We start from the raw sequence: 24,812 nt of genomic DNA, 5'->3' as shown, positions 1-24,812 counted from the left end.
AACGGAGAACAGTCATGGCCCAAGCCGCAGCCGTGGCGAAACAGCCCGCGCCACCCCGGCGGCGCCGTGGCTCAGCGACGCCCCGCAAGCTCCCGTACCTGCTGATCGCCCCCGCGGGCCTGCTGATGCTGGGCTTCATCGCCTACCCCGTCATCAGCGTCTTCTACTACAGCCTGCGCAACTACAACCCCACCAAGCCGTGGCGCAACGGCTACGCGGGCTTCGACAACTTCGTGCACGCCTTCACCGACGACCCGCAGTTCTGGGACACCCTGACCTTCAGCGCCAAGTGGGTCGTGGTGGAAGTCGGACTGCAGCTGCTGTTCGGCCTCGCGCTCGCCCTCATCGTCAACCAGACCTTCGTGGGGCGGGCGGTCGGCCGCGCGATGGTGTTCTCGCCATGGGCCGTCTCCGGCGTGCTGACCTCCGCGATCTGGGTGCTCCTCTACAACTCCCAGACGGGCATCACCCGTTACCTCGCCGACATGGGGATCGGCGCGTACGGCACCAGCTGGCTGTCGGACCCCTCGACCGTCTTCCCGGCCGCCGTGGTCGCCGACCTGTGGCGTGGCGTCCCCTTCTTCGCGATCCTGATCCTCGCCGACCTCCAGTCCGTCTCCAAGGACCTCTACGAGGCCGCCGAGGTCGACGGCGCCGGCCGCGTCAAGCAGTTCCTGCACATCACGCTGCCGCACCTCAAGGACGCCATCGTGCTGTCCACGCTGCTGCGCGCGGTCTGGGAGTTCAACAACGTCGACCTCCTCTACACCCTGACCGGCGGCGGACCCGCGGGCGAGACGACCACACTGCCGCTCTACATCGCCAACACCAGCGTCGAGGCACACAACTTCGGCTACGCGTCGGCCCTGACCACCGTCGCGTTCGTGATTCTGCTCTTCTGCTCGATCGTCTACCTGCGGCTGAGCAAGTTCGGAGGTGGAGACAAGTGATCACCAAGGACGCCGAGATCAGCGACGCTCCCGCGGCGCCCGCCCCGGTGGCCGAGGAGCCACGGCAGCGCCCGGGCAAGGCTCGTCGGGCCTGGGACGAGGTCCCGCGCTGGCAGATCTACCTCCCGCTCTCGATCTACCTGCTCTTCACCCTGATCCCCTTCTACTGGATCCTGCTGTTCGCACTGCGCCCGGCCGGCTCCACCTCGCTCGTGCCCTGGCCCATGACCTTCGAGCACTTCGACAAGGTGTGGACCGAGCGCAGCTTCGGGACCTACTTCCAGAACAGCGTGCTCATCGGCGTCGCCACCCTCGTGATGACCACTGTGGTCGCGCTGGCCGGCGGATACGCCCTCGCCCGCTTCGAGTTCAGGATCAAGCGCGCCTTCATGCTGGCGCTGCTGTGCTCGCAGTTCGTGCCGGGCGCCCTGATGCTGGTGCCGCTCTTCCAGATCTTCGCCAAGCTCCAGATGATCAACTCGCTGGGCAGCGTCATCATCGCCGAGACCGTCTTCCAGTTGCCGCTGTCGATGATCCTGATCAGCGGCTTCATCCGGAACGTGCCGCCCTCGCTGGAGGAGGCCGCCTGGGTCGACGGCTGCAACCGCTTCAAGGCCTTCAGGATCGTCGTACTCCCGCTGCTGCGCCCCGGGTTGATCGCCGTCGGCTCCTTCGCCTTCGTGCACGCCTGGAACCACTTCCTGTTCGCCCTGATGTTCCTCAGCGACCAGAGCAAGCAGACCATCCCCGTCGGCCTCAACACCCTGATGAGCGCGGACAGCGTCGACCTGGGCGCCCTGGCCGCGGGCGGCATCATCGCCGCCGTCCCCGTGGTCATCGTCTTCGCCTTCATCCAGAAGTGGCTGATCACCGGCTTCAGCGCAGGGGCGGTGAAGGGATGAGAAGGATCCTCCAAGTTGCCGCCGTGACCGGCCTGTTGGGGCTTGCTCTCGGTGTCCCGGCCGACGCCGACTCCCGCTCCCGTGACATCAGCCGCGACACCCTGGCCGCGGACGACGGCTGGGCCGCGGCGGACGGCGGCACCACCGGAGGCGCCGCCGCCGACGACGCCCATGTCTTCACCGTGACCAGCAGAGCCGAGCTGGTCCGCGCGCTCGACGGCGGCAGCGCCACCCCGAAGATCATCAAGGTGGCGGGGACGATCGACGCCAACACGGACGACGACGGCCGGCACCTGGACTGCGACGACTACGCGACCGGCGGCTACACCCTCAAGAAGTACCTGACCGCCTACGACCCCCGCACCTGGGGCTCCGCCAGGCCCAGCGGCGCACAGGAGGAGGCCCGTCAGGCGTCCGCCGCCGCCCAGGCCTCCCGCGTCGAGTTCCTCGTCGGCCCCAACACGACGATCGTCGGCCTGGGCTCCGGCGCCGTCCTCAAGGGCGCGAGCCTCCAGGTCAAGAACGCGGACAACGTCATCGTCCGCAACCTCGACCTCCGCGACGCCTACGACTGCTTCCCCCTCTGGCAGCCCAACACCGGAGGCCTCGGCGACTGGAAGACGTCGTACGACACCCTGTGGCTGAACGGCGCCACCCATGTGTGGGTCGACCACATCACCGCGAGCGACCAGGACCACCCGGACGCGAAGGAGCCCACCTACTTCGCGCGCAACTACCTGCGCCACGACGGCCTGTTGGACATCACCGGTGGCTCCGACCTGGTCACCGTCTCCTGGAGCCGGTTCGCCGACCACGACAAGGCGATGCTCATCGGCAACAGCGACTCGGCGACCGGCGACCGCGGCAAGCTGCGCGTCACGCTGCACCACAACGAGTTCGAGTCCGTCGTACAGCGCGCGCCGCGCGTCCGGTTCGGGCAGGTGCACGTGTACAACAACCGTTATGTCGTGCCGGAGGACTCCGAGTACCGCTACTCGCTGGGCGTCTCCACCGAGTCGGGCATCCACGCCGAGAACAACGCCTTCACCGCGCCGGGCCATGTCGAGGTCGCCGATCTCGTGAAGAGCTGGAACGGCACGGCCCTGCACCAGACCGGGACGCTCTTCAACGGCTTCCCCGTCGACCTGCTGGCCATTCACAACGCGTACAACTCCGGCAGCGAGCGTGATCTGACCGCCGACGTCGGCTGGACGCCCTCGCTGCACGGGAAGATCGACAGCGCCCGCCGGGCCGACCACGACGTCGAGCGCGGCGCGGGCGCGGGGAGGATCCCATGAACCCCACCCATCCCATGAGCCTGCCGGTGCCGGTCGTTCTCGCGGGCGCTCGCGGCCACGGCCGCTGGCACCTGGAGAACATCCGCCGCCTCCAGCACAAGGGTCTCGTACGACTCGCGGGCATCTGTGAGCTGACACCGCTGAGCGAGGACGAGCTCGACGGCCTCGGCGCCCCCGAGCAGTCCGCGGACTTCGGCGCCCTCCTCGACTCCACGGGCGCCGCGATCGCGGTGATCTGCACGCCCATCCCGACCCACACCGACCTCGCGCTCGTCGCGGCCGGCAAGGGCGTACACCTGCTCCTGGAGAAGCCGCCCGCGCCGTCGTACGCCGAGTTCCGGCGGATGGCCGACGGGGTCGCCACCGCCGGAGTCGTCTGCCAGATCGGCTTCCAGTCGCTCGGCTCGCACGCCGTTCCCGCGATCCGGCAGCTGATCGCGGAGGGCGCGCTCGGCACGGTGACCGGGATCGGCGGCGCCGGGGCCTGGGCGCGCGACGAGGCGTACTACCGGCGGGCGCCCTGGGCCGGCCGGCGCCGCCTGAACGGGGCCGACGTGATCGACGGGGTGCTGACCAACCCCCTCGCGCACGCCGTCGCCACCGCCCTCGCGCTGCACGGCTCCACCCGCGCCGAGGACATCGCCGACATCGAGACCGAGCTGCTGCGGGCCAACGACATCGAGTCCGACGACACCTCCTGCGTCCGTGTGACGACGAAGGACGGCGGGCGCATCACCGTCGCCGCGACGCTCTGCGCCCAGCAGCCGGGCGAGCCGTACGTCGTGGTGCACGGCAGCAGCGGGCGGATCACCTTCTGGTACAAGCAGGACCGGGTGCTCGTCCAGCGCTCCGGGCGCGGCCCCGAGGAGATCGAGTACGGCAGGACGGACCTGCTGGAGAACCTCGTCGCGCATCTGACGGACGGCACCGAACTGCTGGTCGAACCCGACGCGACGGGCGCCTTCATGAAGGTCGTCGAAGCGATTCGCCAGGCCCCCGACCCGGTGGCGCTGCCTGCCGACGCCTGGCGTCTCGTGCCCGAGGACAACCGCCGTGTCGTGCCCGGCATCGACGCCCTCGTCGCGGCCGCCGCCGACACCCTCGCCCTCTACTCCGAGCTGGGCGCCCCCTGGGCGCTCCCGCACGCCGCACCGCACTCCGCCGCGAAGGCTCTCCCCGACGAGGTGAGCACCCGATGAACATGAACAACGAGTCGCTCGTCCTGCGCGTCGCGGGCCGTCCGGTCGGCCGCTACATCACCCGACCCGAGCTGCCGCCCAGGCTCTCCCCGCGCCCCTATCTGCACCCTGTCACCACCCTGGCCGGTACGGCGGTCACCGAGCTCAGCCCCGCCGACCACATACACCACCTCGGCGTCGGTGTGGCCGTACCCGACGTCGAGGGGCACAACTTCTGGGGCGGTCGCACCTATGTGCAGGGCCAGGGGCCGACCGAGCTCGACAACCACGGCGCGCAGCGGCACACCTGCTTCCAGCTGCGCGACCCCGACGGCTTCGTGGAGGAGCTGCGCTGGGTGGCCGGCGGCGGCGAGCTGCTGCGCGAACGGCGCACCGTCGCCGCGAGCGAACTCCCCGAGTCCGCCTGGGCGTTGGACTTCACCTTCTCGCTCACCAACATCACGGACGCGGACCTGTCGGTCGGCAGCCCCGCGACGAACGGGCGCCCCGGCGCGGCGTACGGCGGCTTCTTCTGGCGGGCCCGCAAGGAGGCGGACGCACCGCGTGTGTTCACCGCCGCCGCCGAGGGCGAGGAGGCGGTGCACGGCACCCGCGCCGACTGGCTCGCCCTTGCCGGCGCCGGCTGGACGCTCGTCTTCGCCGGTGCCACCGAGCCCACCCGATGCGACCCGTGGTTCGTGCGCACCACCGAGTACCCGGGCGTCGGCTCGTCCCTCGCCCACGGCGAACGGCTGCCGATCGCCGCCGGGGAGACCGTCGTGCGCCGGATCGTCACCGTCGTCGCCGACGGCATCCTCGACCGGGACGGGGCGGCGGCCCTCGTCCGCAAGGCGGTGAGCCCGTGATCACCTCGTCCGACCTGGGGGACGGGACCTACCGCAACCCCGTCCTCGACGCCGACTGGTCCGACCCCGACGTCCTGTGCGTCGGCGACGACTTCTATCTGACCGCCTCCAGCTTCGGCCGGGCGCCGGGTCTGCCGCTGCTGCACTCCCGCGACCTGGTGAACTGGACGCTGGTCGGGCATGCGCTGGCACGGCTGGAGCCCGCCGCCGAGTTCAGGAAGCCACGGCACGACTGCGGCGTCTGGGCTCCGTCCCTGCGCCACCACGACGACCGGTTCTGGATCTTCTGGGGCGACCCCGACCAGGGCGTCTTCCAGGTCAACGCCCCCGAGATACGCGGCCCTTGGACCCGGCCGCACCTGGTGAAGGCGGGCAAGGGGCTCATCGACGCCTGTCCGCTGTGGGACGAGGAGAGCGGCGAGGCGTATCTCGTGCACGCCTGGGCCAAGTCCCGCGCCGGGGTGAAGAACCGGCTCACCGGGCATCGCATGCGGCCCGACGGCACCGCACTGCTCGACGAGGGCAAGGTGATCGTCGACGGCGACCTGATACCGGGCTGGTTCACGCTCGAAGGCCCCAAGGTCTACCGCCACGACGGCTGGTTCTGGATCCTCGCCCCCGCCGGAGGAGTGGAGACCGGCTGGCAGGGCGCCTTCCGCTCGCGCGGCTTCTTCGGCCCGTACGAGGAGCGGGTCGTGCTGGAGCAGGGCGACACCGACGTCAACGGCCCCCACCAGGGCGGCTGGGTGCGCACCCAGGCGGGCGAGGACTGGTTCCTGCACTTCCAGGCCAGGGGCGCGTACGGCAGGGTCGTCCACCTCCAGCCGATGCGCTGGGGCACGGACGGATGGCCGGTGCTCGGCGACGAGGGTGCCCCCGTCGCCGTGCACAGGAAGCCGGACCTGCCGCGGCAGCCGCTCTCCGCGCCCGCGGTCGACGACAGCTTTCCCGGCGGCCGGTACGGGCGGCAGTGGCAGTGGACGGCCAACGCGCAGGACGGCTGGGCCACCCACCACTCCGCGGACGGGCTGCGGCTGACCTGTGTGCGGACGGCGGACGCGCACGACCTGCGCACCCTGCCGAACGTCCTCACCCAGCGCCTGCCCGGCACCCTCTGCACCGTCGAGGTGGAGCTGCGGCTCGACAGCGAGGAGCCCGGCGCACGGGCCGGACTCGCCGTACTCGGGGACGCGTTCAGCTGGATCGGGCTGCAGCGGGGGAGCGACGGGTCGGTGCAGCTCGTGCACCGGTTCGCGGAATCCGTCGCCGACCGGGAGCGGGACGGCGCGCCTGCCCGGCTCGCGCCCGGGGGACGGGCCCGGCTGTGGATCGAGATCGGCGCGGGGGCGCGCTGTCGCTTCTCCTACGACGTCGGTGACGGCCGGGGCCGCTCCGGTCAGGTCTTCGCCGCCACCCCCTGGCGCTGGGTCGGCGCCCTGCTCGGGCTCTTCGCGCTCGCGCCCCTCGGCGGGGGCCACGCGGGCGCGGCCACGTTCACACAGTTCCGTATCACCGAGACCCGCTGAGGGTCATTTCCTGCCATCCGTACACCTGTTGTGCCTGTTGGGAGCCGCAATGACGCAGCACCTTCATAGCAAGCGCTTGCCGAGACCGGGTCACGGCAGGGTCGTGGCCGCCGTGATCGCCCTGGCCGCCGCACTGAGCCTCGGAGCGATCGGGGAGGCGAAGGCCGTGGGCCCGGCGGCCGGCGAACCGACGGGGGCTGCCGCTGCCGGGCCGGCCGCGACGGCAGCCCGCCTCTCCGACCGCCCGCACGGCTTCGCCTCCCTGGACGGCGGCACCACCGGCGGAGCGGGCGGCAAGGTCGTCACCGTCACCGACCAGGCCTCGCTCGCCCGGTACGCGGCCGCCGAGGAGCCGTACGTCATCCGGGTCTTGGGCGCGATCGACGTCGAACCCTTCGGCTCGGACATCGTCGTGAACTCGGACAAGACCCTCATCGGCGTCGGCGACACCGGCGAGATCGTCCACGGCGAGCTGCACCTCAACCCCGGCACGCACAACGTGATCATCCGCAACCTGACGATCCGCGACAGCTATGTCGAGGGTGACTGGGACGGCAAGACCACCGACTTCGACGCCGTCCAGATGGACACCGTCGACCACGTGTGGATCGACCACAACCGCTTCACACACATGGGCGACGGGCTGCTCGACATCCGCAAGGACAGCCAGTACATCACCGTCTCCGCCAACCGGTTCACCCACCACAACAAGGCGTTCGGGATCGGCTGGACGCCCAACGTCACCACGCAGATCACCATCGACCACAACCTGTTCAGCGGCACCAAGCAGCGCAACCCGTCCGCCGACAACTGCGCCTACGCACACCTCTACAACAACTACTTCACCAGCCAGGTGGCCGACGGCGACCCGGTGTGGACGTACGGCAGCTGGTCGCGCGGCCACACCAAGATGGTCATCGAGAACAGCTACTACGACGGTGTCCAGCACCCCTACCAGGCCGACGCCACCGCCGAGTTGGTGCAGCGCGGCTCCATCCTGAAGAACACCACCGGGCGCCAGGACACGTGGGGCAAGGCCTTCGACCCGCACGACTTCTACGCCTACCGTCTCGACCCGGCGGCCGCCGTACCCGCACTGGTGACGCGTTTCTCCGGGCCGCAGAAGAACCTCGGCACGAACACCGTGCTGAACGTCCCCGCGGACTACCCGAGCGTCCAGGCCGCCGTGGACGCAGTGCCCGACGGCAACGCCGGCACGGTGACCGTCGCGATCGCGCCCGGCACCTACCGCGCGAAGGTCTACATCCCCGCGACCAAGCCGCGGATCGTGCTCCAGGGCACCGGCCGGGACCGATCCGACACCGTCGTCGTGTACAACACCCCCGCCGAGTACGGCGGTTCGACCGGCAGCGCCACCGTGCGGATCGCCGCGAACGACGTCACGGCCCGCAACCTCACCTTCAGCAACGACTTCGACGAGGCCGCGGTCGAGCTGAAGGGCGAGCAGGCCCTCGCCATGAAGACCACCGGTGACCGGATCGTCTTCGATAACACGGCCTTCCTGGGCAACCAGGACACCCTGATGACCGACAGCCCCAAGCTGGACGTCATCAGCCGGGTCTACCTCCGCGACTCGTACATCGAGGGCGACGTCGACTTCATCTACGGGCGCGCGACCACCGTCATCGAGCACTCCGTCATCAAGGCCCTCAGCCGCGGCTCCACCACCAACAACGGCTACCTCACGGCCGCTTCGACGTGGAAGGACAACCCGTACGGGTTCCTGATCACCCGGTCGAAGGTCGTGAGCGACGCGCCCGCCGGGTCCTTCCACCTCGGCCGGCCCTGGCACCCCGGCGGCGAACCCGACGCCGTGGCCCAGGTCCTGTTCCGCGACACCGAGCTGCCCGCGGCGGTCAAGTCCGCACCGTGGGCCGACATGAGCGGCTTCTCGTGGAAGGACGCCCGCTTCGCCGAGTACCGCAGCCACGGCCCCGGCGCGACCGTCACCGTCGACCGGCCGCAGCTGCCGGACGCCGACACGACGACGTACACCGTCGCCACGTACCTGTCGGGCACGGACGGCTGGGCGCCGTACGCCCGCCACTGACCCCACAACCGCACAGCCGACCCCACAACCGCACAGCTCCGTTGGATCCAGAAGAAGAGAGCCGGTCAATGAAGATCAACATTCGTAGAAGCAGGCGCGCCGCCGCGGCCGTCGCCCTGGGGTCCGTCCTCGCCCTGACCGCCACCGCCTGCGGCGACGACGGAAGCGGCACCGCCGGCGACAAGGGCAACGAGGGCTCCGGCAAGGGCGAGATCACCTTCTGGGACAACAACGGCGGTGTGCGTACCGACGTCTGGAAGGAGATCATCAAGGACTTCGAGAAGAAGTACCCCGACATCAAGGTCAACTACGTCGGAGTGCCCGCCACCAGCATCCAGTCCAAGTACGACACCTCCATCAGCGGCGGCGGTCTGCCCGACGTCGGCGGTGTCGGCGCCGCCATGCTCGCCGAGGTCGCGGCCCAGAAGGCCCTTGAGCCGCTGGACAGCCGGATCGAGAAGAGCACCCTGAACGGCAAGCTCAACCAGGGCATGCTCGACAGCGTCCGCAACGCGGGTGGCGGCGACAAGCTCTACTCGGTGCCGACCTCCGCCAACAACGGCACGCTGTGGTACCGCACCGACCTGTTCAAGTCCGCGGGCCTCGCCGAGCCGTCCAGCTGGACGAACTTCTACAAGGCCGCCGACAAGCTCACCGACAAGGGTGACAACAAGTTCGGCTACACCATCCGCGGCGGCGAGGGCTCCATCGCGCAGGCCCTGGACGCCAGTTACGGCCAGAGCGGCATCACCGAGTTCTGGAACGGCGACAAGACCACGGTCAACGACCCGAAGAACGTCGCCGCGTTGGAGAAGTACGTCAAGCTCTACAAGAAGGACACCCCGTCCGCCGACGTCAACAACGACTTCACCAAGATGGTCGCCCAGTGGGACAGCGGCACCATCGGCATGCTGAGCCACAACCTGGGCTCCTACCAGGACCACGTGAAGGCACTCGGCACCGGCAAGTTCCGGGGCATACCCAACCCGACCCTGGACGACGGCACCCGGGTGCAGGTCTCCAACCCCGTCGACGGTCTCGGCCTGTTCAAGGCCAGCAAGCACAAGGCGGCCGCCTGGAAGTTCATCGAGTTCGCCGCCTCGCACGAGTCCAACAGCAAGTGGAACGAGTCGGCCGGCGCCATTCCGTCCAACATCGAGGCCGCGAAGGACTCCTGGATCCAGCAGGCCGAGCCCACGAAGCTCGCCGCCGAGGCACTGAACGGCGGCAAGACCAAGATCGTGCAGCTGCCGTACTACCTGCCCGACTGGAACAACATCTCCAAGTCCGACAACGAGCCGAACTTCCAGAAGGTCCTGCTCGGCAAGATGTCGGCGAAGGACTTCCTGAACACGTTGGCTGAGCAGCTCAACGCTGCGCAGGCCGACTGGAAGAAGAACGGATAGCTCCGCTGGGGTTGCCGCCGGATCGGTCCGTGGTCTTTGAGGTGGGTTTTCGACCGCGGGCCGGTCGTGGCTGGTCGCGCAGTTCCCCGCGCCCCTTTCCCGGCACTCCCCTTCACCCCCGTTGAAAGGCACAGCGACGTGTCACTGTCTCGTAGACAAATCACCTCGGCCGCCCTCGCCGCCGTCCCCCTCGCCGTCGCCGCGACGGCGCCCGCCTTCGCGGCTCCCGGCGCGGCGCGGCACCGCACCCTCTACATCGCCGGTGACTCCACCGCCGCCCAGAAGTACTCCGATGCCGCGCCCGAGACCGGCTGGGGCATGGCGCTGCCCTTCTTCCTGAACAAGGACGTGGTGGTCGCCAACCACGCCGTGAACGGGCGGAGTTCGAAGAGCTTCATCGACGAGGGCCGGCTCGACGTCATCCTCCAAGCCATCCGGCCCGGCGACCTCCTGCTGATCCAGTTCGCGCACAACGACGAGAAGAGCGCCGACCCCACGCGCTACACCGAGCCGTGGACGACGTACCAGGACTATCTGCGTCAGTACATCGACGGGGCGCGCGCCCGCGGTGCGCGCCCGGTGCTCGCCACCCCCGTCGAGCGCAGAAAGTTCGACGCGGACGGCAACGCCGTGCCGACCCACGGCGACTACCCGGCAGCGATGCGCGCTCTCGCGGCCGAGGAGGGCGTGGCGCTGCTCGACATCCAGGCGCTGTCGCTCGCCCTGTGGCAGAAGCTCGGTGTCGAGGAGACCAAGACGTACTTCAACTGGACCGCGACCGAGCAGGACAACACGCACTTCAACCCGCCCGGCGCGATCGCCGTGGCCCGTCTCGTCGCGGCCGGGCTGCTGCACCGCCGGGTGCTCGCGCCCCGGGACGTACGCCGCCTCGACGACGCGATCCCCACGTCGTGGATCACCTGGCCCGAGGGCACCGCCGCGTAGGTCCCACCTCGGAGCTCCACCCACGTCAGTACCCCTGAAGTCGCACCCCCGAAGTCGCACCCCGAAGCCGCACCCCGGAAGTCGAAAGAGGAGCCGCACAGTGAACGCACAGGTATGGCATGGGCATGTCATTACAAAGGCTGCCGCGCTGATCGGCTGCACCGCACTGGTGCTGTCCGTCACCGGTACGACCGCGCAGGCCGCCCAGGCCCAGGCCGCCCAGGCCCAGGCCGCCCAGGCCCAGGCCGCCCAAGCCAAGGACGTCGCCCGTCAGACCCTGGCCGCGAACGACGGCTGGGGCTCCTACGGCACCGGCACCACCGGCGGCGCGAGCGCCGACGCCGCGCATGTGTACACCGTCACCACCTGGGCGGAGTTCAAGGCCGCACTCAAGGCCGGCGGCACCGCACCGAAGATCATCAAGGTCAAGGGCACGATCGACGCCAACGCCGACGGCTGCGCGTCCTTCGCGGCCGAGGGCTACGACTTCGCCCAGTACCTCGCGGACTACGACCCGGCCGTGTGGGGCCACGACAAGGTGGTCAGCGGTCCGCAGGAGGACGCGCGCGCCGCCTCCGCAGCCAACCAGGACACGGCCATCAAGGCGAACGTCCCCGCCAACACCACCATCATCGGCATCGGGAAGAACGCCGGGTTCAAGGGCGCCAGCCTGCAGATCAAGGCCGTCGACAACATCATCGTGCGCAACCTCGCCTTCGAGAGCCCCCTCGACTGCTTCCCGCAGTGGGACCCCACCGACACCGCGGACGGCAACTGGAACTCCGAGTACGACAGCGCGGTCGTCTACGGCTCCACCCATGTCTGGCTGGACCACAACACGTTCACCGACGGCGACCACCCCGACAGCTCGCTGCCCAGCTACTACGGCCGGATCTACGAGCAGCACGACGGCGAGCTCGACATCGTCAAGGGCGCCGACTACGTCACCGCGTCCTGGAACGTGTTCACCGACCACGACAAGACGATCCTGATCGGCAACAGCGACAGCGCGTCCACCGCCGCCGTCGACCGCGGCCATCTCAAGGTCACCTTCCACCACAACCTGTTCTCGAACCTGGTGGAGCGCGCGCCGCGCGTCCGCTTCGGTCAGGTCGACTCGTACAACAACCACTTCGTCGCCGAGGCCGGGTTCGCCTACAGCTACGGCATCGGCATGGAGTCCCAACTCGTCGCGGAGCACAACGCGTTCACACTTCCCGGCGGGGTCAAGGCCGGTTCGATCCTGAAGAAGTGGAAGGAGGCGCCGGTCACCGCCGCCGACAACTACGTCAACGGCTCGCCGACCGACCTCATCGCCGTGCACAACGCGGAGATCCCGGCCGAGACCCTGCAGTCGGGCGCCGGCTGGACGCCGACCCTGCGCACGAAGGTCGACGCACCGCGGGCCGTCCCCGGCATCGTCGACCACCGCGCGGGTGCCGGAAAGGTCTGCTGACCATGCGGGCAGCCATGGACCGCAGAAGCTTCCTGGTCGCGAGTGCCGGCGCCGCGGTGGCGCTCGGCCTCGCGGCCCCCGCGCCCGCCCGCGCCGCGACACGCCCGCGCTCCCGCTTCGGGCGCTACGGCTCGCCGGCCGCACGCCTCACCGAGCACACGCTGTACGTGGACGCGGGTGGCGGCGGTGACTTCACCACCGTCCAGGCCGCCGTGACGGCCGCCACCGGCAGCGGGTACACGCTCGTCATCGCTCCTGGCGTCTACCGCGAGACCGTCGCGGTCGCCGCCGCCGCGACCGAGCTGACCTGGATCGGCGCGTCCGAGGACCCGCGCGATGTCGTCGTCGTGTTCGACCACGCCAACGGGACACCCAAGCCCGGCGGCGGCACCTACGGCACCACCGGCTCCGCCACGACGACCGTGCAGGCCGACGGGTTCACCGCCCGCTGGATCACCTTCGCCAACGACTGGCTGCGCGCCGACCACCCCGAGATCACCGGCACCCAGGCCGTGGCCATCAAGGTGCAGGGCGACCGCTCGGCATTCCTGCACTGCCGCTTCCTCGGACACCAGGACACGCTCTACGCCGACTCGATGGCGCTCGGCACGTTCGCGCGCCAGTACTTCGCGCACTGCTACGTCGAGGGCGACGTCGACTTCGTCTTCGGCCGGGCCACCGCCGTCTACGAGCACTGCCACTTCCGTACGCTGAACCGCACCGACCTGGCCGGGGCCCCGTACGGCTTCGTGTTCGCCCCGTCCACGGCGGTCGCCAACCCGCGCGGCTACCTGGTGACCCGCAGCCGGATCAGCAGCGAGGCACCGGAGGCGTACTACAAGCTCGCCCGCCCCTGGGTGCCAGGCTCGGACACCACCGCCCGCCCGATGCTCACGGTTCGCGACAGCGTCCTCGGCCCCGGCATCGACGCGATCGCGCCCTACACCAACATGTCGGACACCTTCCCGTGGCAGAGCCAGCGATTCGCCGAGTACCGCAACACCGGGCCCGGCGCCGTAGTCACGGTCCAGGCCAACCGGCCCCAACTCACCGACGAGGAGGCCGAGTCGGCGACCCGCGAGGCCTACCTCGGCGACTGGGCCCCGTGGGAGAGGTGCTGACATGAACCGGCGCACTCTGCTGACCGGGATAGTGGGAGGGCTCGTCGCCGTCGGTACGACCCCCGCCTTCGCGGGCGTGCGCGGCCATACGCTCCACGTCCGCCCCGGCGAATCCGTGCAGGCCGCAGTGGACGCGGTGGACGGCAGCGGCTGGACGATCGTCGTGCACCCGGGAACGTACCGGGAAGTGGTGAACATCCCTGCAGGCAAAGCGGAGTTGACCGTCCGCGGTGCCACGTGCGACCCGCGCGACGTCGTCATCGTCTTCGATCACGCGAACGGCACGAAGAAGGCCGACGGCACCACCTACGGCACCGCGGGCTCCGCCACCTTCACCTCGGCGGCGCCCGGTCTGACCGTCCGCGACCTGACGCTCGCCAACGACTGGCTGCGCGCCGACCACCCCGACATCACCGGCACGCAGGCGGTGGCCGCCTACACCTACGGCGACCGCACGCACTTCGAGAACGTCCGGCTGCTGGCCCACCAGGACACCCTCTTCGTCGACACGACCGCGCTGGACACCTTCGACCGGCAGTACTTCCACCGCTGCTACATCGAGGGAGACGTCGACTTCGTCTTCGGCCGGGCGACCGCCGTCTTCGAGGAGTGCCACTTCCACACGCTGCAACGGGACGTGACCTTCACCCCCAAGGGCATGGTCTTCGCACCCTCGACGGCCCGCGCCAACCCGTACGGCATCCTCGCCGTCCGCTCCCGGATCACGTCCGGCGCGGAAGACGGGGCGTACAAGATCGCTCGTCCCTGGGTGCCGTCGTACGAGACGACCGCCTGGCCCTCCCTCGTGGTCCGGGACACCCGGATCGGCCCCGGCATCGACGCCGTGGCCCCCTACACCAACATGCGCGAGGCCTACCCCTGGCAGTCCATGCGCTTTCGCGAGTACCGCAACACCGGGCCGGGCGCGGAGATCACCGTCCCCGACAACCGTCCCCAACTCGCCGACGCCGAGGCCGCGTTGCACACCCCCGCCGCCTACCTCGGCGACTGGCGTCCCTGAAGAACCGCAGGAAACCCCTCCCCACAGAACGACGAAAGGACCGCACTCCTATGTCTCGTCGTACCGCTCTCACCCTCGGCGCAGCCCTGGCGTTCGGCGCCGGGCTCGCCGTGCTCCCCAGCCAGGCCCAGGCCGCCACCGTGGTCGTCAGCAACTCGACCGACCTGTCCAACGCCATCAAGAACGCCACCGCCGGCACCGTCATCCAGGTCCGTGGGGGCACGTACTACCCGACGGCCACGCTCCAGTCGACGGCCAACGGCACCTCTGCGAGCCGGATCTCCCTTCAGCCGTACGGCTCGGAGACCGTGAAGATCGACGGCTCCTCGCTGCCCGACGGCGACTGGATCTTCAAGCTGACCGCCGACTACTGGAACGTCTCGAACATCACCTTCCAGAACTCGCCGGACAGCGCCGTCGTCTGCCAGTCCTGCACCGGCACGGTGTGGAGCAACATCAAGACCGTCAACGGCGGCGACTCCGGGTTCACGCTGACCGGCGACGGCACGGTCAACAACACCGTCAGGAACATCGACAGCTACGGCAACTACGACGCGGCCAACCACGGCGAGAACGCGGACGGCGTCGCCGTGAAGTTCGGCTCCGGCACCGGGAACCTGATCACCGGGGCCCGCCTCTACAACAATTCGGACGACGGGATCGACTTCTGGTCCTTCTCCTCGCCCGTCACCGTGGAGCACACCTGGTCCTTCGGCAACGGGAAGAACCGCTGGTCCGACTCGGCCTTCGCGGGCGACGGCAACGGCTACAAGCTCGGCGGCGACGGCGAGGTCGTCGCGCACGTCATCAACAACTCCGCCGCCTGGGACGACGCCGGCAACGGCTTCACGGAGAACTCCAACACCGGAGCGATCGTCATCAACCGCACCACCGCCTACGCCAACGGCAAGTACGGCTACTACTTCGCCACCAGCTCCGCGAAGCTCGGCAAGAACCTCGCCGTGAAGAACGGCAGCGCGGCGGTCTCCAAGGGTTCCGCCGTCAGCTCGTCCGGCAACAACTGGGACTCCGGCATCTCGACCCCCTCGTTCGTCTCCACGGACGCGACGACCTGCTACAACGCCCGCAAATCGGACGGCTCGCTGCCCGCGACCACCTTCCTGACGACGGGGAGCACGACCATCGGCGCGACGATGAACTGAGCCGGCCGGGGGACGCGAGGCCTCTTTGTCTGTGGAATATGTATCGATCAGGCAACGAGCCTCGCGTTCAGGGGGGTGACGCGCGTAGAAACCTGTCATGCATAAGCCACTGCGTTTCGCGGCGATCGCCGCCACCTGTGCCGTCGCCGGTGCCGCCCTGTACGGCACCGGCGCCGCCACCGCCGACCAGTCGACGGCGAACAGCACCAGGGAGCCCCACAACATCGGGCTTCTGGTCGGGGAGATCGACACTTACTACGGCACGACGCTCGACAGCAACGGCGTGTACCAGGCGTCCAAGGACAGCCAGTACGCCAAGGACCTGGCGCGCCTCGAGTCCGACGCCAAGAAGTACATCAAGAAGGCGGCCGGCAAGGCCCACCACAAGGGCGAGAAGGCCGCGGTCGTCTTCGACATCGACGACACGCTGCTGCTCTCCCTCGACTACGAGAAGAAGACCAACTACACGTACAACGGCACCACTTGGGCCGACTACGTGAACAAGGCGGACCGCCCGGCCGTCTTCGGCACCCCCGAGCTCGTCGCGTACGCCGAGTCCAAGGGCGTCGAGGTCTTCTACAACTCGGGCCTGAGCGAGGCGCAGCGCTCCGCCGCGGTCGCGAACCTCAAGAAGGTCGGCGCCGACATCAACCTCGACGCCGACCACATGTTCCTGAAGGACAAGACGAACCCGCCGGCGTACCTGAGCGCCTGCGCCACCCCGGGCGCCTGGACCTGCACGACCGTGCAGTACAAGTCCGGCACCCGCAAGCACATCGAGGACCTCGGCTACGAGGTCGTCGCCAACTTCGGCGACCAGTACTCGGACCTCGAAGGGGGCTACGCCGACAGGACGTACAAGCTCCCGAACCCCACGTACTACGTGAGCTAGTCGCTTGCTGCGGTCCGCACGGGGCGGACCGACTCCAGGGTCGGCACCACCGGCTCGATCGTGCCGTCGGCCGCGAAGCGGAGACGGTCGATCGTGGTCTCCCGGTGCGTGCCGTCCCCACCCGCCCTGCCGGGGCCGTTGAGTGCGAACCGGTGGTAGACGATGTACCAGTCGTCGGTGCCGGGGACGTTCACCACCGAGTGGTGGCCGGTGCCCTTGATGCCGTACTCAGGGCGCTTGGACAGGATCGTGCCCCGCTTGGTCCAGGGACCGAGCGGGGAGGGTCCCGTGGCGTAGGCGACGTGGTAGTTCTCGCTGCGCGTGTCGTCCTCGGACCACATGAAGTAGTACGTGCCCTGCCGCTTGACCACGAAGGAGCCCTCGCGGAAGTTCGCCGGGGTGATGTCCTTCACCTTCGCCGGGTCGTAGGACACCATGTCGTCGTTGAGCGGGACGACGTAGCCGTGCCCGTTGCCCCAGTAGAGGTACGCCTGCCCGTCGTCGTCCGTGAAGACCGCCGGGTCGATCATCTGGCCGCTCAGCGAACCGCCCTTGGCGACCAGGGGCTTGCCCAGCGCGTCCTTGAACGGGCCGGCCGGCGAGTCGGCGACCGCCACGCCTATCTGCTGCTCGGCGCAGAAGTAGAAGTAGTACTTGCCGTCGCGTTCGGCGATCGCCGGGGCCCAGGCGTTCTTGTCGGCCCAGCTCACGTCCGGCCCGAGGTCGAGGATCACGCCGTGGTCCTTCCAGTGGACCAGGTCCTTCGACGAGTACGCCTTGAAGCTCGTCCCGCTCCAGCCCGGGTGGCCGTCCGACGTCGGATAGATCCAGTAACGGCCGTCCAGGTACTGGACGTCGGGGTCGGCGGTGAGCCCTGGCAGGACCGGACTGCGGGTGGGCACGGCCTCGACCGTCCAGGTGCGGCTGGTCCCGTCCGCGGCCGTCACGGTGTACGTCTGCGGGGTGCGGAAGTCGCGAGAGGTGCCGGAGGCGGGGGTGAGGGTCGCGCCCGCGCCGACGGCCAGCTTCGGCGCCAGGTGCCGCAGTGCGGCGTCCGGCTTCATCGGCAGCACCACCTTGGACGAGCCCTCGGTGACGACCGCGTAGCCCTTCTGTCCCGTGGCCGTCGCGTCCACGACCGAGGCCGGAGTGGACGGATACGCCGCGAGCAGCCGGTCGTACTGGGCCTGCGTCACCGGCAGCACCGTGCCGTGCCGGGGGCTCGCCGGCAGCTGGTAGTTCGTGGACATCGTCCACTTGCCGGAGTCGAGGTCGGTGGTCTCGAAGGGCACATAGCCGCGGCCGCCGTACTCGTCGATGAACAGGTACCACTTGTTCTCGGTGTTGGACCTGAAGACCGTCGGGCCCTCACCGCGGTCGATCGAGCCGCTGCCGATGCAGTCGGAGACGAAGTCGTACTTCTCGGACGTCAGCATGGCCGACTTCTCCGCGGTGATGAACTTCGAGCACGGGGAGTCGGACGACGGGTTCCGCTCGTCCTTGGTGAAGCGGTAGTAACTGCCCTTGTTCTTGATGACCGTTGAGTCGATCACCGAGTAGCCGGGGTCGTCCCAGACCTTCGGCTCGCTGAAGGTGCGGAAGTCCTCCGTGGTCGCGTACAGCATCTTGTTGTACGTCGATCCCGTGTGGTCCGGGTCGTCGTCGGCGTAGAGCTTCGACGCCCAGAAGACGACGTACCGGCCGAGCGTGTCGTCCCAATAGGCCTCCGGCGCCCAGGTGTTGCCCGCCGTGTCGGGGGCGACCTTCACCAGCCGCTGGTCGGTCCAGTGGACCAGGTCGGTGGACTCCCAGATCATGATCGACCTGCTGCCGTGCCGCTGGACCTGGTCCCAGCTGCCGCTGGAGTTCTTGTACATCTTCAGGTCGGTGGCGATCAGATAGAACTTGTCGCCCTTGGGGGAGCGGATCACGAACGGGTCGCGCAGGCCCTTCTCGCCCAGCTCGGAGGTGAGAACGGGCTTGCCCGCGTTCAGCTCCCGCCAGTGCAGTGGGTCGTTGCCGCGGCTGAGGGCGTAGCGGATCTGCTCGCCGTCGGCGGTGCCCTCGCCGGTGAAGTAGGTGAAGAGGTATCCGGCGTACTTCTGCTGGTTCACGGGTGGTGCTCCTGAATGCGCGGTGCTGGGTGGGGCGTTGAGCAGCGTGAGGAGGAGGGTGAGGAGGGCGAGCAGGGGGAGCAGGACCGTGCGGGCGATGCGGGGGCGCATGACACATCCTGTGGGGGTCTGATGGTTTCTGTTGATTGAGCTGCCCTCGGAGTGTCACCAGCGGGGGACAGTGCGTCAATCGGTGGGGGCGGGACTGCGGCGAGCGAAAATTTCGGACGCTTTCGCGGCCGCGTGGCAACCCTTCCGGGGGCGGCGGCGACAAGAGGGCAGAAGCGGGTCGGGGCGGCCCCTCCGGCCCGCTTCGCCGCCTCCCATTCCCGAGGAAAGGAACGCCCCGTGCGTCAGAGCATCGGACGCCACCGCAGGACCCGCACTCTCTCGATCGCCGCCGCCGTGGCGGTCGCCGCGGGGGCGGGCGGCGTCTACCTCGGCCTCTCGGACGACGGCGCGCAGGCGGCCGCCTCGACGGTCTCCGTCTCCACCACCGCAGAGCTCCAGACAGCCGTCAGCAATGCCGTCGCCGGTACGACCATCCAGGTGCGCGGCGGCACGTACTACCCGACGAGCACCCTCAAGTCCACGGCGAACGGCACCGGTTCGGCGCGGATCACACTCCAGGCGTACGGCAGCGAGAAGGTGAGGATCGACGGCTCCAAGCTGGCCGACGGCTCCTGGCTGGCCGGGATCTACGGCGACTACTGGACCGTCCAGAACATCACCTGGCAGAACGCGCCGGCCCAGGGCTTCGTCGTCACCTCCTCGGTCGGCGGCGTCTTCAAGAACCTGGTCACCGCGGACAACGGCGACTCCGGCTTCACCCTGCGCGGCGACGGCACGACGAACAACCTCGTGCAGAACCTGGACAGTTACGGCAACTACGACGCCGCCAACCACGGCCAGAACGCCGACGGCATCGCCATCAAGTTCGGCTCGGGCACCGGCAACAGGATCACCGGCGCCCGCCTCTACAACAACGCCGACGACGGCCTCGACCTGTGGCAGTTCTCTTCGCCCGTCACCGTCGAGCACTCCTGGGCGTTCGGCAACGGCAGGAACCGCTGGAACGACTCGGCCTTCGAGGGCAACGGCAACGGCTTCAAGCTCGGCGGCGGAGGCGCCTCGGTCGCCCACGCCGTCAACAACGACGCGGCCTGGGACAACGCGGGCAACGGCTTCACGGAGAACTCCAACACCGGAGCCATCGTCCTCAACCGCAACACCGCGTACGCCAACACCGACGCCGGTTTCTACTTCGCCACCGGCAAGGCCAGGCTCGCCCGGAACCTCGCCGTGAGCAACAAGGGCGGCCCGGACAAGCTGGGTTCGTCCACGGTCTCCGCGGCCAACAACTGGGACAGCGGCGTCTCCACGCCGTCCTTCAGGTCGACGTCCGCGACGACCGCGTACGGCGCCCGCTCCGCCGGAGGCTCCCTGCCCTCGACGACGTTCCTGACGACGGGCTCCACGGCCATCGGTTCGACGATGAACTAGAGGGAGTGCGAACGCCCCCACCGGTCGTCACCGGTGGGGGCGTTCTGCTGCCGGTCCGAGGGGGGCTCGAATCGGCTGCGCCGGACCGAGGGGGGCTCGGCGGCCGGCGTGCCCGCCTGAGGGGGGCTCAGACGGGCAGCTCAGGGACTGCTCACTCGTAGCTGATGTCGGACGTGGTGAACCTGCAGAAGGTTCCGTCGGGGCCGGTGCCCAGCTCCTTCGGCTCCTTGCCGGAGTTGTTGCCCTGGAAGCGGACGCACGTCTTGATCTTCTTGCCGCTGTCGCCGTGGACGCGGATGTTGCGCAGCGCCGCGGTGTCCCCGTAGTTGGAGTTGATGCCGACGATCGCCTTGAGGGGCGCGGTGACGTCGACGTCGTTGATGATGACCGTGCGCTTGTACTGCGTCTTGCAGTTGCCGCAACTGCGCACCAGCTTGCCGGAGTTCTCGACCTGGAACCTGCTCACGACCAGTTTGCCCGCGCCGTTGAACTGGAGCACCTTGTCGTCGGCGTTCTTCGCGCCGCCGCCGTAGACCTTGTAGACGGCCGAGGAGGACTTGCCCTTGAAGCTGGCGGCGTCCTCGCCGACATCCAGCCACCACACGTTCTGCAGCGTGCAGGAGCCCTTGCAGTGGACACCGTCCGCGGCCGGGGTGCCGATGATGACGTTCTTGAGCGTCGCGCCGTCGGCCAGCTCGAAGATCGGTCCCTGGTCCTCGTCCTGGCTGTCGGTGCCGAGGTCGCCGCTGCCGTAGAACTTCGTGAGCTTGCCGTCGTAGGTGCCCGAGACCTCGATCGTCGAGGACACGGCCTTGCTGCCCTTGGCCGTCGGCCAGGCGGAGGCGGCACCGGCCGTGGACAGCATCGTCGTGGTGACGATCGCCGCGCCCGTGATGGCGAGGGCGGCGGACCCGCCGATCACCGCCCGCCGCCTGGTGACCCGGCGGCGGTGGCGGACGCGCTGTTCAGCTCGTGCAGTCATGAACCGACTTCCCTGCGTGGACGGCGAAGCTTGCGTCTCTTGGTCGCCACGGGTCAGGAAAGGGTTGCCGGTTGTCGGGAGATTCTTTTCGGCCAGGGATTCTCCCCGGCCGGAGATCGTTACGAATCGCCCTCGGCTGCCGAGTCGTTGTCGCTGTGCGCCGCGAAGTCGCCGCCGACGCCGAGCTGCCGCCCGCCCGCCCGGGCGGTCAACGTGTAGCGGTCGTCCTTGGCGTCGCGGCCGCCGCGCGTGTGGTCGTACTGCCCGGCGAACACGAACTCGCCGGAGGGGACCGTACGTCCGTCCCTCAGCACCCACGTGTAGACGAGGAAACCGTCCTTCTCGGCGACCGTCTGCGTGAAGTCGCCCTCGGGCAGCGAACGCCAGGCGCCCGTGGAGGTGACACCCCCGGTCTGCGCGATCCGCAGCTCGACCGTCAGCTCGGTCAGCGGCTTCGACGTCTTCAGCGTGACATTGCTCTGCGCCCAGAACTCGTTGCTGTGCGGGTCGACCGAACCGTCCGACCACAGCGGACCGTCCTCGGTGCCGGCCGGGGGCGGCACCTGCGTGGAGGGCGCGCTGCTGTGGGACTCCGGGGTGCGGGAGGGGGGCGAACTCGGCTTCCCGGTCGGCTTCGACGTACCGGAGCGGTGGGTGGGGTCGGGGTGGACCGGCGCGCGACTAGTCGCGTCGGGCGAGGGGTCCGGGGTCGGCGACACCGCGACCGTCTGCTGTTGCGAGCGGTCCTCCTGCACCGCGGAGGCGACCGTGTAGCCGCCCACCGCGACCACACCCGCGACCGCGGCCGTGGCGCCCACGACCCGCGCCCAGCCCAGCACGGGCGGCCGTGCCGCCCGCCTGGCCGCGCGGGCCGTGCGCGGCTCCGCACCGGCCATGCCGCGCTCGACCCGGGCCAGGATGCGCGCGCGGTCGGGCTCGTGCGCCTCGGCCGCCTCGTGCAGCCGGGCACGCAGCTCGTCGTGCACGTCCTGCGCCTTCCTCATCGGTCCCTACCTCCGGCTCCGCCCGTGCGCCCCACTGCCGCGTGAACCCGCTGGGGGGCCTCGGCATTGCCGAGGTGCCGCTGAAGTTCAGCCATGCCCTTCGACGTCTGGCTCTTCACCGTACCCACAGACACACCCAGCGCGAGAGCGGTGTCCTTCTCCGAGAGGTCGAAAGCATGGCGTAGTACGACACATGCCCGCTTGCGGAACGGCAGTCGGCGCAGGGCCTCCTGGACATCGACCACTCCGGGGATGTCCGGGTTCTCGGTCCTGTCGTCGCGCTGCGACCAGAACAGCGTGATGCGGCGGCGCTCGCGGACCGCGCTGCGGATGCGGGTGCGGGCCAGGTTGGCGACCACACCGCGGGCGTACGCCGCAGGATGGTCGGCCGCGCGCACCCGGTCCCAGCGGTTCCAGAGCGCGAGCAGCGCATCCGCCGCCAGATCGTCCGCCGCGTCCGCCTCGCCCGTCAGCAGATGGGCGAGGCGGGAGAGTTCGGCGTAATGGCGCTCGAAGAAGTCATGGAACTCCACGGAGGCGGCGTCGTCGACGACTGTGCCCACGGGATCTCTCCTCGCTGCGACTGCGGCACTTGTGCGGGTACCTGTGTGTGTCATGTGAATGCCATGTGATCGTCCGGGGGTCGTCCGGGACGAGATCCGGAAGCGTAGCAGTGTCCGTACAGGCCTTCGAACGGCGTATGGCAGGCCGAACCCGATTCCGTAACACGGAGAAAACCTGAAACTGGTTCAACGCGGGAACAATCCAGCCAGCATCCGCACACCCGGCACCGCAGGTCACAAGGAGCATCGCCATGTCCGACACCCAGAAGCAGACCGACCGGCCAAGTGCCGCGCCACCTGCGGCGAACAGCGTCGACCGGTACTTCAGGATCTCCGAACGGGGGTCCACCCTGGGCCGGGAGATACGCGGCGGCTTCGCCACGTTCTTCACGATGGCCTACATCCTTGTCCTGAATCCCATCATCCTGGGAAGCGCCAAGGACAAGTTCGGACACCACCTCGACGCGGTCCAACTCACCACCGCCACCGCCCTGGTGGCCGCCGTCATGACGATCGTGATGGGCCTCGGCGGCAATCTCCCGCTCGCGCTCGCCGCGGGCCTCGGCCTCAACGCGGTCGTCGCCTTCCAGATCGCCCCGCTGATGAGCTGGGACGACGCGATGGGCCTGATCGTCCTGGAAGGTCTGCTGATCTGCGTCCTAGTGGTGACGGGGCTGCGCGAGGCCGTCATGCACGCGATCCCGCAGCCGCTGAAGCAGGCGATCAGCGTCGGCATCGGCCTGTTCATCGCGTTCATCGGCTTCGTCGACGCCGGCTTCGTCAGCCGCATCCCGGACGCCGCGAACACCACCGTGCCGGTTCAGCTCGGCGGCACGGGCACCCTGGCCGGCTGGCCGATCCTCGTCTTCTGTCTCGGGGTGCTGCTGACCATCGGGCTGCTCGCCCGCAAGGTCAAGGGCGCGATCCTGATCAGCATCGTGACCATGACGGTCGTGGCGATCATCATCAACTCCCTCGCCGACATCAAGAGTTGGGGCCTGACCACGCCGAAGGTCCCCGACGACGTGGTGGCCTCACCGGACTTCGGACTACTCGGTCACTTCAGCCTGTTCGGCGCCTTCGGCGAGACCGGTGCGATCACCGTCGTCCTGCTGATCTTCACGCTCATCCTGTCGGACTTCTTCGACACCATGGGCACGGTCGTCGGCATCAGCGCCGAGGCGGGCCTGCTGGACGAGGAGGGCAGGGTCCCGAACCTCGGGCGCGTGCTGCTGATCGACGGCGCCGCGGCGGTCGCGGGCGGCGCGGCCTCGGCGTCCTCCTCGACCTCCTACATCGAGTCCGCGGCGGGTGTCGGCGAGGGCGCCCGCACGGGCTTCGCGAACCTGGTCACCGGTGGCATGTTCGCCCTGGCCCTGTTCCTGACCCCGCTGCTGACCATCGTCCCGCTGCAGGCCGCCGCCCCCGCCCTCGTCGCGGTCGGCTTCCTGATGATGACCCAGGTCAAGCACATCGACTGGGACAAGTACGAGATCGCCATCCCGGCGTTCCTCACCATCGCCGTGATGCCGTTCACGTACTCGATCACCAACGGCATCGGCGCCGGCTTCCTCGCCTACGTCCTGATCAAGACGGTCCTCGGCAGGGCGAAGGAGGTCCACTGGCTGCTGTGGGCGGCCTCCGCGCTGTTCCTGGTGTACTTCGCGATCGACCCGGTCGAACAGATCCTCGGCACGAAGTAGCACGAAGTAGCACGAAGCAGTGCGCGGCGCGCAGGGGCCGCCCTTAAGCGACTCTGTTGGTTAAAGGCGCTCTCCGCGTGACGTTGGGCTTCACCGCTTGGTTGTAGGCGGTGAAGGCCAACGTTGTGTTCGGGGAGGGCGTCGGTGT

General features: G+C 69.1%; 20 protein-coding genes. 16 read left to right on the top strand and 4 right to left on the bottom strand.

Features of this window, described 5'->3' with window-relative positions; genetic code table 11:
- Nucleotides 1-14 precede the first annotated feature (14 nt).
- The 14 genes from ACN6LB_RS19700 to ACN6LB_RS19635 all read left to right on the top strand — a co-directional run bounded on the left by ACN6LB_RS19700 (nt 15) and on the right by ACN6LB_RS19635 (nt 16,795).
- On the top strand, nt 15-950 hold the full coding sequence (locus ACN6LB_RS19700) for a carbohydrate ABC transporter permease (RefSeq protein ID WP_356135356.1): 936 nt from the start codon (nt 15-17) through the stop codon (nt 948-950).
- The gene (locus ACN6LB_RS19695; RefSeq protein ID WP_445027076.1) at nt 947-1,852 is read left to right on the top strand and encodes a carbohydrate ABC transporter permease; all 906 of its coding nucleotides are present in this window, start codon (nt 947-949) and stop codon (nt 1,850-1,852) included. The genes ACN6LB_RS19700 and ACN6LB_RS19695 overlap by 4 nt, the downstream gene beginning before the upstream one ends.
- Nucleotides 1,849-3,150 (top strand): pectate lyase family protein, encoded by a 1,302-nt coding sequence (locus ACN6LB_RS19690; RefSeq protein WP_445027075.1) that lies wholly within the window; start codon nt 1,849-1,851, stop codon nt 3,148-3,150. The genes ACN6LB_RS19695 and ACN6LB_RS19690 overlap by 4 nt, the downstream gene beginning before the upstream one ends.
- A complete protein-coding gene (locus ACN6LB_RS19685) occupies nt 3,147-4,349 on the top strand; it encodes a Gfo/Idh/MocA family protein (protein WP_445027074.1) in 1,203 nt (400 codons plus the stop codon). Before ACN6LB_RS19690 ends, ACN6LB_RS19685 begins: the two co-directional genes overlap by 4 nt.
- Complete coding sequence (locus ACN6LB_RS19680) at nt 4,346-5,194, top strand: PmoA family protein (protein ID WP_445027073.1); 849 nt, start codon at nt 4,346-4,348, stop codon at nt 5,192-5,194. The genes ACN6LB_RS19685 and ACN6LB_RS19680 overlap by 4 nt, the downstream gene beginning before the upstream one ends.
- Nucleotides 5,191-6,720 carry a family 43 glycosylhydrolase gene (locus tag ACN6LB_RS19675; RefSeq protein ID WP_445027072.1) on the top strand — a complete coding sequence of 510 codons (1,530 nt, stop codon included), beginning with the start codon at nt 5,191-5,193 and terminating at the stop codon, nt 6,718-6,720. Before ACN6LB_RS19680 ends, ACN6LB_RS19675 begins: the two co-directional genes overlap by 4 nt.
- Before the next feature lie 49 nt (nt 6,721-6,769).
- Complete coding sequence (locus tag ACN6LB_RS19670; protein WP_445027071.1) at nt 6,770-8,791, top strand: pectinesterase family protein; 2,022 nt, start codon at nt 6,770-6,772, stop codon at nt 8,789-8,791.
- A gap of 68 nt (nt 8,792-8,859) precedes the next feature.
- Nucleotides 8,860-10,197 carry an ABC transporter substrate-binding protein gene (locus ACN6LB_RS19665; protein ID WP_445027070.1) on the top strand — a complete coding sequence of 446 codons (1,338 nt, stop codon included), beginning with the start codon at nt 8,860-8,862 and terminating at the stop codon, nt 10,195-10,197.
- Between the two features lie 138 nt (nt 10,198-10,335).
- Nucleotides 10,336-11,142 (top strand): rhamnogalacturonan acetylesterase, encoded by an 807-nt coding sequence (locus ACN6LB_RS19660; RefSeq protein ID WP_445027069.1) that lies wholly within the window; start codon nt 10,336-10,338, stop codon nt 11,140-11,142.
- Nucleotides 11,143-11,242: 100 nt separating this feature from the next.
- Entirely contained in the window at nt 11,243-12,598 is a 1,356-nt protein-coding gene (locus ACN6LB_RS19655; RefSeq protein WP_445027068.1) for a pectate lyase family protein, read from the top strand.
- Between the two features lie 14 nt (nt 12,599-12,612).
- The gene (locus tag ACN6LB_RS19650; protein WP_445027067.1) at nt 12,613-13,719 is read left to right on the top strand and encodes a pectinesterase family protein; all 1,107 of its coding nucleotides are present in this window, start codon (nt 12,613-12,615) and stop codon (nt 13,717-13,719) included.
- Nucleotide 13,720: 1 nt separating this feature from the next.
- Nucleotides 13,721-14,740 (top strand): pectinesterase family protein, encoded by a 1,020-nt coding sequence (locus ACN6LB_RS19645; protein ID WP_445027066.1) that lies wholly within the window; start codon nt 13,721-13,723, stop codon nt 14,738-14,740.
- 50 nt (nt 14,741-14,790) lie between these two features.
- Nucleotides 14,791-15,903, top strand: coding sequence for a right-handed parallel beta-helix repeat-containing protein (locus ACN6LB_RS19640; RefSeq protein ID WP_445027065.1), 1,113 nt, complete (start codon nt 14,791-14,793; stop codon nt 15,901-15,903).
- 97 nt (nt 15,904-16,000) lie between these two features.
- The gene (locus ACN6LB_RS19635) at nt 16,001-16,795 is read left to right on the top strand and encodes an HAD family acid phosphatase (protein WP_445027064.1); all 795 of its coding nucleotides are present in this window, start codon (nt 16,001-16,003) and stop codon (nt 16,793-16,795) included.
- Here ACN6LB_RS19635 and ACN6LB_RS19630 read toward each other — a convergent pair.
- Nucleotides 16,792-19,020, bottom strand: coding sequence for a family 43 glycosylhydrolase (locus ACN6LB_RS19630; protein WP_445027063.1), 2,229 nt, complete (start codon nt 19,018-19,020; stop codon nt 16,792-16,794). The genes ACN6LB_RS19635 and ACN6LB_RS19630 overlap by 4 nt on opposite strands.
- Nucleotides 19,021-19,257: 237 nt before the next feature.
- Between ACN6LB_RS19630 and ACN6LB_RS19625 the strand changes: the two genes are divergently transcribed.
- Nucleotides 19,258-20,412: a right-handed parallel beta-helix repeat-containing protein gene (locus ACN6LB_RS19625; protein WP_445027062.1), complete on the top strand. Its 1,155-nt coding sequence runs from the start codon at nt 19,258-19,260 to the stop codon at nt 20,410-20,412.
- Between the two features lie 151 nt (nt 20,413-20,563).
- Here the strand turns inward: ACN6LB_RS19625 and ACN6LB_RS19620 are convergent, their stop codons facing one another.
- The 3 genes from ACN6LB_RS19620 to ACN6LB_RS19610 form a co-directional block, all read right to left on the bottom strand.
- The gene (locus ACN6LB_RS19620) at nt 20,564-21,394 is read right to left on the bottom strand and encodes a pectate lyase (protein ID WP_445027061.1); all 831 of its coding nucleotides are present in this window, start codon (nt 21,392-21,394) and stop codon (nt 20,564-20,566) included.
- A gap of 119 nt (nt 21,395-21,513) precedes the next feature.
- Complete coding sequence (locus ACN6LB_RS19615) at nt 21,514-22,398, bottom strand: hypothetical protein (protein WP_445027060.1); 885 nt, start codon at nt 22,396-22,398, stop codon at nt 21,514-21,516.
- The gene (locus ACN6LB_RS19610) at nt 22,395-22,961 is read right to left on the bottom strand and encodes a SigE family RNA polymerase sigma factor (RefSeq protein ID WP_445027059.1); all 567 of its coding nucleotides are present in this window, start codon (nt 22,959-22,961) and stop codon (nt 22,395-22,397) included. Before ACN6LB_RS19610 ends, ACN6LB_RS19615 begins: the two co-directional genes overlap by 4 nt.
- 251 nt (nt 22,962-23,212) lie before the next feature.
- Here ACN6LB_RS19610 and ACN6LB_RS19605 point away from each other — a divergent pair, with 251 nt between their 5' ends.
- Nucleotides 23,213-24,664, top strand: coding sequence for an NCS2 family permease (locus tag ACN6LB_RS19605; protein WP_445027058.1), 1,452 nt, complete (start codon nt 23,213-23,215; stop codon nt 24,662-24,664).
- Nucleotides 24,665-24,812: the final 148 nt, after the last annotated feature.

It is taken from the genome of Streptomyces sp. SAS_270 (assembly GCF_052543295.1).
This window is presented reverse-complemented; position numbering and strand designations above follow the sequence as displayed.

What these genes read in the sequence shown, in the direction of transcription:
- ACN6LB_RS19640 (WP_445027065.1), top strand. Translation starts at nt 14,791, where the DNA reads ATGTCTCGTCGTACCGCTCTCACCCTCGGCGCAGCCCTGGCGTTCGGC.
- ACN6LB_RS19685 (WP_445027074.1), top strand. Translation starts at nt 3,147, where the DNA reads ATGAACCCCACCCATCCCATGAGCCTGCCGGTGCCGGTCGTTCTCGCG.
- ACN6LB_RS19630 (WP_445027063.1), bottom strand. Translation starts at nt 19,020, where the DNA reads ATGCGCCCCCGCATCGCCCGCACGGTCCTGCTCCCCCTGCTCGCCCTC.
- ACN6LB_RS19670 (WP_445027071.1), top strand. Translation starts at nt 6,770, where the DNA reads ATGACGCAGCACCTTCATAGCAAGCGCTTGCCGAGACCGGGTCACGGC.
- ACN6LB_RS19665 (WP_445027070.1), top strand. Translation starts at nt 8,860, where the DNA reads ATGAAGATCAACATTCGTAGAAGCAGGCGCGCCGCCGCGGCCGTCGCC.
- ACN6LB_RS19605 (WP_445027058.1), top strand. Translation starts at nt 23,213, where the DNA reads ATGTCCGACACCCAGAAGCAGACCGACCGGCCAAGTGCCGCGCCACCT.
- ACN6LB_RS19620 (WP_445027061.1), bottom strand. Translation starts at nt 21,394, where the DNA reads ATGACTGCACGAGCTGAACAGCGCGTCCGCCACCGCCGCCGGGTCACC.
- ACN6LB_RS19645 (WP_445027066.1), top strand. Translation starts at nt 13,721, where the DNA reads ATGAACCGGCGCACTCTGCTGACCGGGATAGTGGGAGGGCTCGTCGCC.
- ACN6LB_RS19635 (WP_445027064.1), top strand. Translation starts at nt 16,001, where the DNA reads ATGCATAAGCCACTGCGTTTCGCGGCGATCGCCGCCACCTGTGCCGTC.
- ACN6LB_RS19680 (WP_445027073.1), top strand. Translation starts at nt 4,346, where the DNA reads ATGAACATGAACAACGAGTCGCTCGTCCTGCGCGTCGCGGGCCGTCCG.
- ACN6LB_RS19690 (WP_445027075.1), top strand. Translation starts at nt 1,849, where the DNA reads ATGAGAAGGATCCTCCAAGTTGCCGCCGTGACCGGCCTGTTGGGGCTT.
- ACN6LB_RS19615 (WP_445027060.1), bottom strand. Translation starts at nt 22,398, where the DNA reads ATGAGGAAGGCGCAGGACGTGCACGACGAGCTGCGTGCCCGGCTGCAC.
- ACN6LB_RS19700 (WP_356135356.1), top strand. Translation starts at nt 15, where the DNA reads ATGGCCCAAGCCGCAGCCGTGGCGAAACAGCCCGCGCCACCCCGGCGG.
- ACN6LB_RS19650 (WP_445027067.1), top strand. Translation starts at nt 12,613, where the DNA reads ATGGACCGCAGAAGCTTCCTGGTCGCGAGTGCCGGCGCCGCGGTGGCG.